General features: G+C 42.7%; 15 protein-coding genes. 5 read left to right on the plus strand and 10 right to left on the minus strand.

What is annotated here, in order from left to right; genetic code table 11:
• Positions 1-31 precede the first annotated feature (31 nt).
• From J4E76_RS00460 to J4E76_RS00470, 3 genes are all read right to left on the minus strand, one after another.
• Positions 32-427: a VOC family protein gene (locus J4E76_RS00460; protein WP_208500458.1), complete on the minus strand. Its 396-nt coding sequence runs from the start codon at positions 425-427 to the stop codon at positions 32-34.
• A 28-nt stretch (positions 428-455) separates the two neighbouring features.
• Positions 456-860 carry an AraC family transcriptional regulator gene (locus J4E76_RS00465; RefSeq protein ID WP_208500459.1) on the minus strand — a complete coding sequence of 135 codons (405 nt, stop codon included), beginning with the start codon at positions 858-860 and terminating at the stop codon, positions 456-458.
• A 216-nt stretch (positions 861-1,076) separates the two neighbouring features.
• Positions 1,077-1,460 carry a tetratricopeptide repeat protein gene (locus J4E76_RS00470; protein ID WP_236017248.1) on the minus strand — a complete coding sequence of 128 codons (384 nt, stop codon included), beginning with the start codon at positions 1,458-1,460 and terminating at the stop codon, positions 1,077-1,079.
• 99 nt (positions 1,461-1,559) lie between these two features.
• On the opposite strand from J4E76_RS00470, the gene J4E76_RS00475 reads away from it, so the two are divergent.
• The 4 genes from J4E76_RS00475 to J4E76_RS00490 are packed head-to-tail and all read left to right on the plus strand — an operon-like array spanning position 1,560 to position 5,222.
• Positions 1,560-2,297, plus strand: coding sequence for an electron transfer flavoprotein subunit beta/FixA family protein (locus tag J4E76_RS00475; RefSeq protein ID WP_208500460.1), 738 nt, complete (start codon positions 1,560-1,562; stop codon positions 2,295-2,297).
• A 5-nt stretch (positions 2,298-2,302) separates the two neighbouring features.
• Positions 2,303-3,253, plus strand: a complete 951-nt coding sequence (locus J4E76_RS00480; RefSeq protein ID WP_208500461.1) for an electron transfer flavoprotein subunit alpha/FixB family protein — start codon at positions 2,303-2,305, stop codon at positions 3,251-3,253.
• Between the two features lie 16 nt (positions 3,254-3,269).
• Positions 3,270-3,857, plus strand: coding sequence for a bifunctional nuclease family protein (locus J4E76_RS00485; protein ID WP_208500462.1), 588 nt, complete (start codon positions 3,270-3,272; stop codon positions 3,855-3,857).
• A 57-nt stretch (positions 3,858-3,914) separates the two neighbouring features.
• Positions 3,915-5,222 carry a NupC/NupG family nucleoside CNT transporter gene (locus J4E76_RS00490; protein ID WP_208500463.1) on the plus strand — a complete coding sequence of 436 codons (1,308 nt, stop codon included), beginning with the start codon at positions 3,915-3,917 and terminating at the stop codon, positions 5,220-5,222.
• A 247-nt stretch (positions 5,223-5,469) separates the two neighbouring features.
• On the opposite strand, the gene J4E76_RS00495 is transcribed toward J4E76_RS00490, so the two are convergent.
• The 7 genes from J4E76_RS00495 to J4E76_RS00525 all read right to left on the minus strand — a co-directional run bounded on the left by J4E76_RS00495 (position 5,470) and on the right by J4E76_RS00525 (position 13,146).
• Complete coding sequence (locus J4E76_RS00495) at positions 5,470-6,024, minus strand: DUF1572 family protein (protein ID WP_208500465.1); 555 nt, start codon at positions 6,022-6,024, stop codon at positions 5,470-5,472.
• Between the two features lie 328 nt (positions 6,025-6,352).
• Positions 6,353-6,856, minus strand: coding sequence for a GNAT family N-acetyltransferase (locus J4E76_RS00500; RefSeq protein WP_208500467.1), 504 nt, complete (start codon positions 6,854-6,856; stop codon positions 6,353-6,355).
• A 9-nt stretch (positions 6,857-6,865) separates the two neighbouring features.
• Positions 6,866-7,645, minus strand: a complete 780-nt coding sequence (locus J4E76_RS00505) for a nucleotidyltransferase domain-containing protein (protein WP_208500468.1) — start codon at positions 7,643-7,645, stop codon at positions 6,866-6,868.
• 114 nt (positions 7,646-7,759) lie between these two features.
• Positions 7,760-9,922 (minus strand): xanthine dehydrogenase family protein molybdopterin-binding subunit, encoded by a 2,163-nt coding sequence (locus J4E76_RS00510; protein WP_208500469.1) that lies wholly within the window; start codon positions 9,920-9,922, stop codon positions 7,760-7,762.
• Between the two features lie 18 nt (positions 9,923-9,940).
• On the minus strand, positions 9,941-10,399 hold the full coding sequence (locus tag J4E76_RS00515) for a (2Fe-2S)-binding protein (RefSeq protein WP_208500470.1): 459 nt from the start codon (positions 10,397-10,399) through the stop codon (positions 9,941-9,943).
• A 114-nt stretch (positions 10,400-10,513) separates the two neighbouring features.
• A complete protein-coding gene (locus tag J4E76_RS00520; protein ID WP_208500471.1) occupies positions 10,514-12,682 on the minus strand; it encodes a xanthine dehydrogenase family protein molybdopterin-binding subunit in 2,169 nt (722 codons plus the stop codon).
• On the minus strand, positions 12,679-13,146 hold the full coding sequence (locus tag J4E76_RS00525) for a (2Fe-2S)-binding protein (protein ID WP_208500472.1): 468 nt from the start codon (positions 13,144-13,146) through the stop codon (positions 12,679-12,681). Before J4E76_RS00525 ends, J4E76_RS00520 begins: the two co-directional genes overlap by 4 nt.
• 303 nt (positions 13,147-13,449) lie before the next feature.
• Here J4E76_RS00525 and J4E76_RS00530 point away from each other — a divergent pair, with 303 nt between their 5' ends.
• The gene (locus J4E76_RS00530; protein ID WP_208500473.1) at positions 13,450-14,055 is read left to right on the plus strand and encodes a hypothetical protein; all 606 of its coding nucleotides are present in this window, start codon (positions 13,450-13,452) and stop codon (positions 14,053-14,055) included.
• Positions 14,056-14,137 lie beyond the last annotated feature (82 nt).

Raw genomic sequence — 14,137 nt, forward strand, 5'->3', positions numbered from 1 at the left:
GAGTACGCTAATCTGAAAGGGTTATAGTGTTTTATAACTTCTCCACCAGTTGAATATTATTCCCGCAGGTATCATTGAATACCGCAAACTTAACAGTTCCCATTTGTGTTGGTTTAACACTGAATTCAACGTCTAGTTTCGTAAGCCTTTCGTATTCGGAGTCGATATTATCAACATCAAATTGGGTATATGGAAATCCAGCCTCCATTAATGCGTCTTGAAAGACTTTGCATGGCTCAAAATGGTTGGGAGCTGGCTCCAGCAAGAGCTCTGGGCCATCCTGCCATTCTGGTGAAACGAGTGTAAGCCATCTATTACCACCTTCCATCGGTGTGTCAAGTTTCTTGATAAACCCGAGTTTTTCTGTATAGAATTGGAGTGCCTGTTCTTGATCTCTAACCGGGATACTTATAAGTGTTACCTTCATTGTTAATTCAAATTTGTCTATTCAAAGATCAGGAATCATAAACTAAGTCATTTCTCGAAAGTTGCTCTTTTCGAAATTGACTTGGCGTTTTACCTGTTTTGGTTTTAAAGAGCGCGCTGAAAGAACTCAGGCTTGAGAAACCTACAAAAAAGCAAGCTTCAGTAACTGTGATTCCTTTTGTGAGGTGCTCTTTAGATTTTTGAATTCGTTTATCTATCAAATGCTGTCTTGGTGTGAGCCCATAATATTTCTTGAACAAGCGTATGAGATGATACTTTGAGATAAACCGAACCTTTGACAGGAGGTCTAGATTTAAATCAGTTTCATAATTGCAGTCTATATAGTTTTTAACGTCAATTATGGCATCGATTTGACTCTGGTTTTTGTAAAGAACCTCATTAAGTCTTTTAAGCTTTCTTTCGTAAAATGTCATTGGTTAATCCGACATAATTATTCCTACACGATCGTATGTAGCAGTTGTCAGTAACATCTAAAATAACAAAACTGAATGACTGAGTTGTGGTAATCAACTTTGCAGAACAAAAAAGCCAATCAATGCAGACTGGTTTTTTTATCTATTAACCTCACCTTGGGAGGAGAGAACTGAGGCTTAGATAGCTGATGGATAATTAAATTCTGGATTAAATAATTACTCCATTTCAAACAACAAGTTTTGATGAACCGAATTTAACTCTTGAAAGGTCTTTGTATTGTTTTGCGCTTTCGCGAGAGCCATTCCAGTCTCATAGACTTTTAAGGCTTCTTCTTCACGTTCGAATGCTTCTAATAGTTGACCAGTTTGGTAGTAGGTGGGGAGATAATCGGCATGCTGGGCTAGTAATTCTTGAAAAATCTTTAAGGCTTCCTCTGGTTTTTCGGAGAGGTATTCGCATGCCAAACCATAATGATTAAAGGGATCATTAGGGTCTTCTTCAATATACTTTTTAAGTAAGTCAATTCGGGTTTGATTCATTCGGCCGACTACGTTTTTATTTACTTGTTTATTGGCTATCTTCGGGGCAAATTTAGGCATCTAGCTTGTCTTTATTCGTCATTTGTCTGATTAACTGCTTTTGGGCAGAACCAGAGTGACAATCATAGAGTTGATACTAAAATCATTAAATAAGTAAGCATGAACATATTAGTTTGTATCACACATGTTCCTGATACTACTTCACGCATTGCGTTTACCAATGACAATACCGAGTTCGATAAGAATGGTGTACAGTTTATCATAGGTCCTTATGATGACTACGCGTTGGCAAGAGCTGTAGAGTTGAAAGAGCAGAACGGAGGGAAAATTACTGTATTGAATGTTGGAGAAGCGGATAGCGATCCAACGATTAGAAAAGCTTTGGCCATTGGAGCCGATGAGGCCATTCGCGTAAATGCCTTTCCATCGGATTCTTTCTTTGTAGCAAATCAGATTGCTGCAATTGCTAAAGAAGGAGGCTATGACTTGATTTTGATGGGACGCGAGTCGATCGATTTCAACGGAGGTATGGTGCATGGTATGGTAGGAGAATTGTTGGGATTACCGTCATTCTCACCTGTGATGCAACTTCAGGTTGAAGGAGGTAATGCTAAAATTACCAGAGAGATAGAAGGAGGAAAGGAGAAATTAGAAGTTTCACTTCCGTTTGTAGCGGGCTGTCAAGAGCCGATCGCTGAGTGGAAGATTCCTAACATGAGGGGAATTATGTCTGCCAGAACTAAGCCATTGAACGTGGTTGAGCCTTCTGACAATGCTACACATAGTGCGATTTCTGCCTATGAATTGCCGCCAGCAAAGGGAGCGGTGAAAATGATTGATGCCGACAACGTAAGTGAGTTGGTTGACCTATTGAAAAACGAAGCCAAAGTAATCTAAGAGATATGTCAGTTTTAGTATTTATAGAAACAGAAGACGGAAAGATTAAGAAATCTTCAAGAGAGGCCATCTCTTATGGAGCCGCTTTGGGTGACGTTACAGCTTTGGCACTGGGTACAGTGAATGCCGATGAATTGGCAACGGCTGGACAAAATGGTGCTTCCAAAGTACTACACGTTGCAGATGAAAGATTGAATGCAGGATTGATTCAGCCTTATGCTGCTGCAATTGCTGCTGCTGCAAGTGAGGCTGGTGCTGATGTAATTGTTACGGCTAAGTCTTCTTTGGCGGATGCCGTAGTCGGAAGAGTGTCTATGAAATTAGGCGCTTCTCTTGTATCAAATGTCGTTTCATTGCCTGACACTTCTAATGGATTTCAAGTGAAGCGTAGTATTTACACGGGTAAAGCTTTTGCCAATGTGAATATGACTACCGATAAGAAGGTATTGGCAATCAAGAAGAACGCGGTCGAGATCAAAGAAGACGGTGGCGCTGCTTCAGTAGAAGCTTTCAGTGTAAGTCTTGATGATAGCCTATTTGGTACGAAGATCACATCTACAGAAAAAGCAGAAGGTGATGTGTTGTTGCCAGAAGCTGATATTGTGGTATCTGGCGGTCGTGGTCTTAAAGGACCTGAAAACTGGGGTATTATTGAAGATCTAGCAAAGACTCTAGGCGCTGCTACGGGATGCTCAAAGCCAGTATCAGATATGGATTGGAGACCTCACCATGAGCACGTTGGACAGACGGGAGTTAAGGTAAGTCCGACACTATATGTTGCAGTTGGTATTTCAGGTGCTATTCAGCACTTGGCAGGTGTCAATTCTTCTAAGTATATTGTCGTAATTAATAAAGACGAAGAAGCTCCTTTCTTCAAGGCTGCCGATTATGGTATTGTGGGAGACGCTTTCGAAGTCTTACCTAAATTGAATGAGGCGCTGAAAGCAGCACAATAGCTTAGATTTTTTAGCATTGAGTAAGGTACAGATTGAAATTCTTGGGCTTTCTTCAAGCCAGTCCCAAACTACGGGCTCTTTTGCGCTGGTATTAGGTGAGGTCGAAGGAGAAAGAAGACTACCAATTATCATCGGCATGTTTGAGGCGCAGGCGATTGCCCTTGAAATTGAGAAAATAACACCAAATAGACCCATGACCCACGACTTGTTTAAGTCGTTTGCCCATGGGTTTAACTTTGAAGTGACAGAGATCATTATCTCCGACCTTAAGGAAGGTGTTTTCTTTGCCAAAATTGTATGTACAGATGGAATCAAGACAATTGAAGTTGATGCGAGACCGTCAGATGCAATTGCAATTGGTATTCGTTTTGAAGTACCTTTTTATACGCATGAGACCGTGTTGGCCGAAGCTGGGATCATCTTGACAGATGAGGAAGAGCTGTTGGAGGAGGAGAGTGAAGAGCCAATATTGGTATCTAAATCTGATGAACGACTTCAGGACTTTTCATTAGAAAAGCTGAATGAGATGTTGGATGAGGCACTTAATGCTGAAGATTATGAACGTGCTGCTAAAATCAGAGACGAGATAAATAAAAGAAGTTAATTCAACTAAAGCCTTTGTTCAGCCAATGAACAAAGGCTTTTTTATGCCTTTAAGAAAATGGATATTATAAGAGCAATCATAGGTCTTTTAGTTCTGGTAGGAATAGCCTACTTACTTTCCGGTAATAAGAAGGCGATTAGCTGGAGACTGGTAGGAGTGGGTATCGCCATGCAAGTGGTTATAGCCCTTTTGATTGCAGAAGTCCCTTTTGTTAAGAATGTTTTCGACTTCATCAGTCGAGGCTTTGTATCCTTTTTGAGCTTTGCACTTAATGGTGCTGAGTTCCTTTATGGCGACCTGGCAAAGAATAGTGATGCAGTAGACGGTGTAGGCCATAGCCTTGGTTTCCTGTTTGTTTTTCAGGCCTTGCCTACAGTAATCTTCTTTTCGGCCATTACGGCTGGACTCTATTATTTAGGAATTCTTCAAAAGATCGTTTATGTATTTGCTTGGGTGATGGCCAAGACCATGCGTCTCTCTGGTGCAGAGTCAATGTCGGCTGCTGGTAATGTCTTCTTAGGCCAGACTGAAGCACCTTTATTAGTAAAGCCCTTTATTGGTAAAATGACTAAGTCAGAACTCTTGTGTTTAATGACAGGAGGGATGGCGACCATTGCAGGCTCTGTCTTAGGGGCTTATGTTTCATTTCTAGGTGGAGGTGATCCTGAACAGCAAGCCAAGTTTGCTACTTACCTGTTGAGTGCATCAATCATGAATGCACCTGCAGCTATATTGATGGCTAAGATTTTCCTTCCGGAAGAGGAGGAAGTGAATAAAGAATTAAAGGTCAGCAAAGACCAGATTGGTGTCAATGTAATTGACGCACTGGCTGGTGGTGCCAGTGATGGTCTTAAACTGGCTGCTAATATTGGAGCCATGTTATTGGCCTTTATTGCTGTAATCTATTCCGTGAACTGGATTCTGGTCGATGGTATAGGTGCATGGACTGGACTGAATGGTTTTGTGGTAGAGTCAACGAATGGTGTTTTTGATGGCTTTAGTTTGCAGTATATTCTAGGCCAGGGCTTTAGAGTCTTTGCTTTCGCAATGGGAGTAGACTGGGCCGAAACCCTTCAAGTCGGTAGTTTGATTGGGCAAAAGACAGTGATCAACGAGTTTGTTGCTTACCTAAGTCTTGCTGAAATGAAAGAAGCAGGTGTACTGAGTGAGAAGGCAATTATCATTTCTACTTATGCCTTATGTGGCTTTGCTAATTTCTCATCTATTGCCATTCAAATAGGAGGGATTGGTAGTTTGGCACCTTCTCGTCAGGGAGACCTTTCGAAGCTGGGCATGCGTGCTTTAATGGCTGCAACACTGGCCACTATGATGACTGCTACTATTGCCGGGGCTTTGTTTGGCTAAGCTTCTCAAAGAGGAGGACAGCTTCATTCTCAATTGTCCCCCTCTCAGAGGGGGAAGCGCAGCAGGGGGAGGATCAACTCGCGTATTGCCAGAACTTGTCCATGTTTTTTCCTGCCTAGTGCTCACCTATCTGCCGACAGGCAGGCTTGCAGTGAGTACTGTTCGTATCTAACAAAATTTTATCTGAGGTAGGTCCGCACTACAAGTGCGAACCAGGGTTGACGGACATTAGCATTTCACAGTGACATCACTTAAAATCATCAGTAAAGTGACCATCATGCTTGCCTTTGGCGAATTTGGCCTGATTGAATTCTTTCGATTTGCCTTTTGGGACTGTAAGGCTATTCCAGTCTTGTGCTAACATTCTGCCCACATAAACAATTTGTCCTACATGATAGGCATAGTGTGCGAGCTGTCGTAGTGCAGCATCCATAATACTGTGGGACTGATTTCTAATGTAAACCCTGGTGCCGAAATTATCTTCATTGACAGAATCCAATGCTGTAAAAACACATTCCCAGCCTTCATTCCACTTTTGAAGTAGTTCTTCCCGAGTCTTAATGATAGATTCGAATTCCTGATCACGATTTCTCCATTCTTTCTCCCCGTCACTTGTTAGAAAATCTGTCCAACGTGAGAGCATATTACCCCAAAGATGATTGACAGTTACTGCTATTGAGTTACTGTCTTCGTTGTACTCGAAAAAGAGATCGTCATCGCTGATTTGGGCCAAGGTTTTTTCGCCAAGTGACTTATAATATTCGAATTGTTTTCTGATACTTTGAAGGTCTGATAGGGGCATGGGGTTCAGGGTTTGATTACTTTGTTTAATTTAATCAATCTCTTCTTATCTCGAGCCTGTCGAGGGAACTGAACTTATATTAGTGATGAGGCCCTTCGTTTCACTCAGGGAGAGAAAGGGGAGTTCTATGCTAACTGTCTTTCATCTCAATCAGAGTCTGTTGCAGTGTACTCAAATCTCTACAGATACAAAATAGAATAAGTCCCTTCGGCAGGCTCAGGGTAAAAAGATTAGAGTAGATGGCTACCTGAAGCTTCGGAGTCTCTTGCCGAAGACTCTCATTACATTTTTTAGTCCCTTCATCATACTTAGCGTAAAAGAGGTGGGACTAATTTGCCCAGTTTTTACGATCTAACCGGTAAATAGCGCATAGGCCATCTCCAAATAGACGCTCTTCTACAAATTCGTAACCCATACGTTCGTAGAACCTGATGGCTTTGACATTCGTCACTAACGGGTCGATGAGAATGGCAGTGACTTCAGGTGCAGCAAAACATCTTTCAATCGCTTGTCGCATCATTTCGGTCCCATAGCCTTTACCTAGGTCATCTGCTTCACCAATCCAGATATCAATGGCTCTCAAGTTCTTGGGCACGTCTCCCCAATAATGGGTTTCTTCCAAGTACGGGTCAATGATTTGAATAAAACCTAATGGACGCCCTTCCAATTGAGCCATCAGCTGTTCTCTCCAAGAAGGAAACTGTTTGAGCTCATTTGTCCAGTCCCAATCATCATCAGGATCAGCATCTATTACATGTTGTTGTTTGTCCCAATACAACAGCGTTTCCAGGTCTTCAATGGTGGCAATTCTTAACGTAATGTCAGGCTTCATTGAAAGGTATTATTTACTTTCTATTTGGTCAAAATACTTCATTACACTTTCCTCAGTCATGGTGGCTAACCTGATGTCCGATCCAAACAAAGAGCGTTGTAATTGTTTGTAAAGCTTAACTGAGTTTCTCAGGGAGGAAAGCAAGGAGGCTTTGTCATACGTAGGTAGTGTGGCCTTAAGCTTGTCAAAATCTTCCGTTGACAAAGTGGTTTCAGCTTTCCTAACACCTCTTGGTTGGTTGCTGTTCTTGATATGGAGTAAGGGGCCAAAGACTACCATCCTCATAAATGCTGAGAAATCAAAAGCTTCAGTGTGCTCACCTCTGCCAATTTTCAGTAGGGCATAGTGTATCCATGTCCAGAACCTATCTTCAATCCATTGGTAATCGGGATAGGGAAACTCAGCTTTGGTCTCTGACATAATGCTAGATAATTGTCCATCACGGTCTATCATAAGTATAGGGTCTTCTACTCTCGGACCAAATTCTTCTAAGGTTAAGAACTTGATATCGACATGGAGTAGGGGCTCATCGTATAAACAAATAAGCACTCGCGGTTCCCCCACGTGTTCACCCGTAAAACCATTCAGCAACTTGCCTAATCTAGTGGCATACTCGAGCATTTTTGACTTATCATCCGATAGCCGATGCTGAGTTACCAAAATCAGGTCAAGATCTGAGTACTCATCAAGTTCATTGGTGAGCCACGAACCAGCTACAGCCAGGCCAATGACATCCTCGTCTTCTTGAAGGGCTTTTTGGGCGTTCAGGGCAAATTCTCTTTGAATCATAGTGTTTAGTACAGATTAAAAAATTAGCGTATTAACGAGTAGAATATACAAGGGTTACAAAAAAAGCCCAAGTAACGAGACCTGGGCTTTCATGAATTTTAAGATTGATAGTGACTAGCCCATCGCAATGTCTTGCTTGGTAAACGGGATCTTATACACTCTTCTGCCCGTTGCCCCTGCAATGGCATTAGCCAATGCTCCACCTGCTGGTGGGAGAGAAGGCTCACCTAATCCGGTAGGATCGTTGAGGCTTTCTACAAAGTGAACATCGACTTTAGGAGCTTCCTTCGTTCTGATCAACCTGAACTTATCGAAGTTGGCTGCTTGAGGTGCACCATCTACAAAAGCAAAGTCGCCATACATCGCATGTCCTATTCCATCTACCACACCACCTTGGATCTGGTTGATAGCAGCTTCAGGGTTGATGACTATACCACAGTCAACTGCGGCCGTCATCTTTGTGATTTTGGGCTGACCATTTTCAGTGGTTACATCTGCCACTTCTGCCACATAGGTATTATGTGAATAGTAACAGCTGAACCCTTTGCTTACACCAGCTTCTGGATTACTCCAGTTACCTTTTTCTGCAGCAAGCTTAATTACGCCAATCATCTTTTCAGGTTCATAGTCTATACTGCCTACAGGATTAGACTTAGCCCTTTCAAGAATATCCAATCTTACCTGAACAGCGTCCACATTCATTTCCTTGGATAATTCATCGAAGAAACTTTGCTCTGCAATAGCAAGGAAGTTGGTGATTGGTGCACGCCATGCTCCTGTAGTGATATTACTATTCAGGTTATTAGACTCGACTTTGTAGTTTTCGATTCCTCCAGCAGGGAACCAATTCTCACGGGTAGCATTTCCCATCTGAATCCCTGCACCTGTTAGGTGATAGCCTGTAATTTTGCCATCCTTATAAGCAGCTCTGAACTTGTACTTTGATGCTGGTCTGTACGTACCTGCCATCATATCATCTTCTCGAGAGAACTGCACCTTAACCGGTTTTCTGATTTTGTCAGAAATGGCAGCTGCCTCTAGGGCAAAGTCTCCATAAAGCCTTCGGCCAAAGCCACCACCCATACGTGTCATTTCACAGGTAATGGTAGATCGCTCTCTTTTTAACAAACCAGCTACTCTTCCTTGCGTCCAATCCGGTGTCTGCGTTGGTCCTGCCAATAGCACTTTGTCTTCTGTTACATTAGCGAAGAAGTTCATTGGCTCCAATGTGTTGTGTGGTAAGAAAGGTGCTTCGTAAGTTCTTTCAAGTGTTCCATCAGCTTGCGCGAAAGCTTTCTTGATGTCACCATCCGATCGCTTTAGTGATTCGCTATTCGAAACGTTGAGTAATCTGTTTAACTCACGATCGTGGTTCGTTGTGCTTTCTAGCCTCGAGGATCGTTCCCATTCTGCCTGCAAGGCTTTTTTACCTTTAAAGGCAGCCCAAGTATTTGTGGCGATAACGGCAATTTTCTCGCCTCTGATCTCTCGTTGGTCGGGTCTTTCATTGTCGTCAAAAGTAATTACGTCCAGAACACCATTTACTTTTCTTGCTTCGCTGTCATCAAATGATTTTAGCTTGGTGCCAAAAGCGGGTGGTCTCATTACAGCAGCATATACCATTCCATCCGCAGTATAGTCAACTCCGAAAAGTGGTTTACCTGTAACAATGTCATCCATATCGACATTGGTCTTACTCTTGCCAATAATTTTAAAGGTCTTTGGATCTTTCAGAGGCACCTCTTCAGGAATTGTTTCACCAACAGCCTTCGAAGCAAGCTCTCCATAGGAAAGCTTTTTACGGCCATTCATTACAAATCCATTCTCAGTTGTGAGTCCTGCAGCATCTACTCCCCATTCTTTGGCAGCGGTATTAATCATCAACTGCCTTGTTGTAGCGCCAACCATTCGTAGACTCGCCCATCCTTGACGGATAGACTGACTACCACCAGCCACTTGTCTTTGAAACGTGGTGCTGTTTAATGGGGCTTGCTTTACAATTACATCTTCCCAAGCAATGTCAAGCTCTTCAGCAATGATCATCGGCATGGATGTCTTTACATTCTGTCCAATCTCTGGGTTAGGGGACATGATGGTCACTTGACCATTGTCTGCAATCGAAAGGAATGCATTCATATCGAACCATTCTTTTGGTGCAGCCCTTTCCGCTTCCATTGGGTTACAGGCCCATGAAAAGCCTATCATTAAACCACCACCCGCTAGAGCAGAGGCCTTCAAGAATGATCGTCTGTTGACTTGTGTTTTTACTATCGTCATCTTTTCAATCTTTAAAGGTTATAGTTGCTCAGCAGCCGTGGTAATGGCAGCCTTGATTTTGTTATAAGTTCCACAGCGGCAAATATTGCCATGTGTTGCATCTTCAATTTCTTGATAAGAAGGATTTGAGTTCTTATTAAGGAGTGCAGCAGCATTCATGATTTGACCTGCCTGGCAATAGCCACACTGGGGTACATCATGTTGCTTCCAAGCCTCTTGCAAAGGATGGTCTCCTTTTTCTGAAAGCCCTTCGATGGTCGTAATGTCATTTTCACCTACTGCCGACACAGGTATCTGGCAAGACCTTACCGCATTGCCATTAAGGTGTACTGTACATGCGCCACATTGGCCAATGCCACAGCCAAATTTCGTTCCTTTCATATCGAGCTCATCTCGAAGTACCCAGAGCATGGGCGTATCCGCGCCTGCTTCGACCGAGCGCGTCTGTCCGTTGATTTTTATATTATATGATGCCATATGTTTGGATTGATTCTGCTTTAAAATTTAATATACTTCTATTCATCTCAAGTTCATAGGTGAAAAGGAGTAACGGTTCTATTGCTAATTAATCCGTTAGCTCCTAAATCCCTTTTAAACCAAATTGTGTTTTTTGAGCGGTAGCTCTCTTATTCTTTGTCCTGTAACCTGATAAACCGCATTAGTCAAAGCGGGAAACAGGATAGGGTAGGATGGCTCTCCTAAGCCTTGAGGAGACTCTTCACTGGCGACAAAATGAACATCTACTTCTGGAGAATCTGTTATTCTTAGTTTTTCATAACGATCGAAGTTCTGCCCGATTGGCGCTCCATCTCGTAACTCTAAGGATTCATAAAGGGCAGCACTAATCGCATCTGTGATACCGCCTTGTACTTGTGCATTGGCGCCAATTGGATTGATTACTCTTCCGCAATCGACTGCGACATTCACTTTATCTACTTTTACTTTTCCATCTACAAGACTAGCATCCACAATACATGCGACATAGCTGCCGAAGATCATTTGCGCAGCAAAACCCTGAGACTTACCACCACCCCAATTCGCCTTCTCTCTTACCAATTCGATCACATTTCTTAGGCGTACTGTATTATAGGTTGGGCCACCATGGTCTTCATAAGGCATATCTTTGTCTTCGGTTCCAATCAGACCAAGCTGGAACTCAATGGGATCCATTCCAACCTTTTCGGCAAGTTCATCCATGAAGCCTTGATATGCATATGTAGTAGCGTTGACTCCAGGGGTTCTTAAGGCACCCACTGGAATATTGGACTTGAGTGGGCTGTAGGTGACTTTAAAATTGGGAATCATACCTGCTGGTTGTTGATCTGGAAAAGCTTCTGTTCCATGAGCAGGTGTAGACTGTCTATAGAGGTAACGGGACGTTGTACATATATTCACTTCCATGGCCTCAAGATTCTTACCTGTCAAAGCAGCCTTAAAGTGGTAAGCACCTGCCGGACGATAATAATCTGCTAGAAAGTCGGCTTCTCTTGTCCAAACTAGTTTAACTGGTCTTTCAACCTTTTGAGATATGAGGACCGCCTCGTTTGCGTAGTCATTTAATAGTCGTCTGCCGAATCCTCCTCCAATTCGGGTGAACTTCATTTGAACTTGCTCTCTAGGAACACCTGTTATATTACTTGCAGATGCTGCTGCACTACCTGGCGTCTGAGTAGGGCCTATTAAAAGAACCTTGTCCTTTTGTACATCAGCAATGAAATTCATCGGCTCCATTTGGCTATGGCTGATAAAGGGTACATGGTATTTTGCCTCTATCACCTCATCACTATTTCTGAAAGCATTGCCGACATTTCCTTCATCTTTCAAGACTGTGCCTTTGGAAGACGCTCCTCTATCTAGTGCTCTTCTCAATCGCTCGTTAGAAGAGATAAATCCCTTAGGCGAATTCCATTCTGCTTTGACAAGTCCTTTTGCTTTAAAAGCTGCCCATTGGTTCTCTGCAACAATAGCAACTCCGCCAAGCCCGTTTCCCGGGTTGTCTCCTTGGCTTATTTCAAATATGTCAATGACACCCGGTACAGCTTTAGCCTCGGAGTCTTCAATGTTCGCCAGTTTAGAACCAAAGACTTGCGGTTTCAATACTGTGGCATAGACCATGCCGTCAATCTCTTGGTCAATACCATATAAGGCCTCGCCAGTTACAATCTTCTTTAAGTCAACATCTGGTCGAGACTTTCCGATGATATTAAATGTCTTAGGGTCTTTTAGAGGTGGATCTTCATTGAGTTCCAGTTGTGCGGCTGCTTCAGCCAAGTGCCCGTAGTGGAGGCGCTTGCTACCGTGAGTGACAAAGCCGTCTTCTGTTTTACAGTCTAATGGCTGCACTCCCCATTGGTCAGCTGCTGCCCTGACTATAACATCTCTAACCGCAGCTCCTGCTTTTCTAAGGTTTTCATAATTTGTCTTAACGCCAGTACTTCCTCCTGCAAACTGAGAGCCTAGTCGACTGTCCAGTTCAGCCTGTTCCACAGTGACCATCTTCCAAGGAATATCTAGCTCCTCTGCCAATATCATGGGTAGTGATGTTTTTACACCTTGCCCAATGTCTGGGTTCTTGGCCTTTATCGTTACAGTGCCGTCTCCATTGATGAGAATGAATGCGTTGATTTCGAGATCTCTAAAATCAGGGTTTTCTGGTAATGTATCGCAGCCTGTCAAGTTGAAGCCTAGCATTAAGCCGCCACCCGCAATTCCTGTGAGTTTAAGAAAGCCTCTACGCGATGTTGTCAATTGCTCTTTCATTCTGTAACTCCTTTCTTAGCGGCTCTGAAAATGGCTTTCTTAATACGTGGATAAGTTCCACAGCGACAAATATTCCCGGACATCCATTGATGCACATCTTCTTCTGATGGATTTTCCACTTTTGATAAAAATGCAGAGGCTGACATCATTTGCCCAGCTTGGCAATAGCCGCATTGTGGAACATTCTCTTCCATCCATGCCACCTGAACCGGATGACTTCCGTCTTCTGATAGTCCTTCAATGGTGACAATGTCGGCATTGCTGATAGAGGAAATTGGTAGAGAGCAAGATCTTGCGGCATTACCATTTAAGTGAACGGTACAAGCTCCACATTGACCGATACCACAGCCAAACTTGGTTCCTTTCATTTTCAGCTCGTCTCGTAGTATCCAGAGTAGTGGTGTATTGGCTTCGGCTTCTACAGAGAGTGACTTGCCGTTAACCTTTATATTATATGATGGCATAGAGAAGTTGTTAGACTTGAATTTCAATAGAAGATAAGCTCTAATACGCCAAAATCATAGGCTATAACTATGAGTGGGGTTGATGTTCGAGTTTCATAGACGAAAAGCCCAGTTTTCTCGATGAACGCAGAGGGGTAATTTAAATCGCTTTAAACCATAATTTCAGTTATAAACATTTGATGCACAGTCTTTACAAGTCACTTTTTTGACTGATGATATCAGAAAAATGCTTTGTACAACAGAATGTAAATAGTCTGTTTCCCATTCATTAACTTGGTATCGATTTCACCTAAATACAATACTATGAATCAACCTAAGCATGCCAAGTGGGCAGGGGTTTTAGTACTACTCCTCACGCTCAGTTTCACAGTATACGCACAAGAAAACAAACCCCTCAGAAACATCCTTTCCGACATAATGTCCGAGTCGGAATCTTACGAAGAGTATAAGGTAATTAAGACTTCGAAGTTGCTGAATTTCCGTTCGGCAATGATTGATAGCATTAGCGCCTATCAGTTACAAATCAAAAACCTTGAAATGACAGCTGTCGAGACAAAGGCTGAACTGAAATCAATTCAGACAGAGCTCGACCTGATCAAGGAAAGACTTCAAATCAGTGAGGAGCAAAATGCTGAAATTGGATTTTTGGGTCTTTCCATTAAAAAGGGTTTTTACAATGCCCTCGTGTGGTCCTTAATCGGACTGCTTGCCACAATTGTCGCTGTGGTCTATACACGGATTAAACATGTGTGTAGCGTAGTGAAGCGCGTAAAGTCGGCATATTCCAAGATTGTCGATGAATATCGGCATCAACGTTTTCAGGCCACTGAAAAGCAGATCACTTTAAGAAGAGAATTACAGACCGCACTCAATCGATTAGAATCTCTTGAGAGTGGAGTAGAGCAATAAACAATAGTTAAGATCATTAGTAGTGTCGAAGATGCAGCTAACCCCTGTATCAAAAAAGCCTGTTCGGACGGAACGGGCTTTT

The sequence above is a fragment of the Roseivirga sp. E12 genome, assembly GCF_017592825.1.
Classification (GTDB): domain Bacteria; phylum Bacteroidota; class Bacteroidia; order Cytophagales; family Cyclobacteriaceae; genus Roseivirga.

Coding starts and splice junctions, on each gene's coding strand:
- J4E76_RS00520 (WP_208500471.1), bottom strand. CDS start 12,682: ATGAAAGAGCAATTGACAACATCGCGTAGAGGCTTTCTTAAACTCACA.
- J4E76_RS00500 (WP_208500467.1), bottom strand. CDS start 6,856: ATGAAGCCTGACATTACGTTAAGAATTGCCACCATTGAAGACCTGGAA.
- J4E76_RS00525 (WP_208500472.1), bottom strand. CDS start 13,146: ATGCCATCATATAATATAAAGGTTAACGGCAAGTCACTCTCTGTAGAA.
- J4E76_RS00470 (WP_236017248.1), bottom strand. CDS start 1,460: ATGCCTAAATTTGCCCCGAAGATAGCCAATAAACAAGTAAATAAAAAC.
- J4E76_RS00480 (WP_208500461.1), top strand. CDS start 2,303: ATGTCAGTTTTAGTATTTATAGAAACAGAAGACGGAAAGATTAAGAAA.
- J4E76_RS00530 (WP_208500473.1), top strand. CDS start 13,450: ATGAATCAACCTAAGCATGCCAAGTGGGCAGGGGTTTTAGTACTACTC.
- J4E76_RS00495 (WP_208500465.1), bottom strand. CDS start 6,024: ATGCCCCTATCAGACCTTCAAAGTATCAGAAAACAATTCGAATATTAT.
- J4E76_RS00515 (WP_208500470.1), bottom strand. CDS start 10,399: ATGGCATCATATAATATAAAAATCAACGGACAGACGCGCTCGGTCGAA.
- J4E76_RS00465 (WP_208500459.1), bottom strand. CDS start 860: ATGACATTTTACGAAAGAAAGCTTAAAAGACTTAATGAGGTTCTTTAC.
- J4E76_RS00510 (WP_208500469.1), bottom strand. CDS start 9,922: ATGACGATAGTAAAAACACAAGTCAACAGACGATCATTCTTGAAGGCC.
- J4E76_RS00460 (WP_208500458.1), bottom strand. CDS start 427: ATGAAGGTAACACTTATAAGTATCCCGGTTAGAGATCAAGAACAGGCA.
- J4E76_RS00505 (WP_208500468.1), bottom strand. CDS start 7,645: ATGATTCAAAGAGAATTTGCCCTGAACGCCCAAAAAGCCCTTCAAGAA.
- J4E76_RS00490 (WP_208500463.1), top strand. CDS start 3,915: ATGGATATTATAAGAGCAATCATAGGTCTTTTAGTTCTGGTAGGAATA.
- J4E76_RS00475 (WP_208500460.1), top strand. CDS start 1,560: ATGAACATATTAGTTTGTATCACACATGTTCCTGATACTACTTCACGC.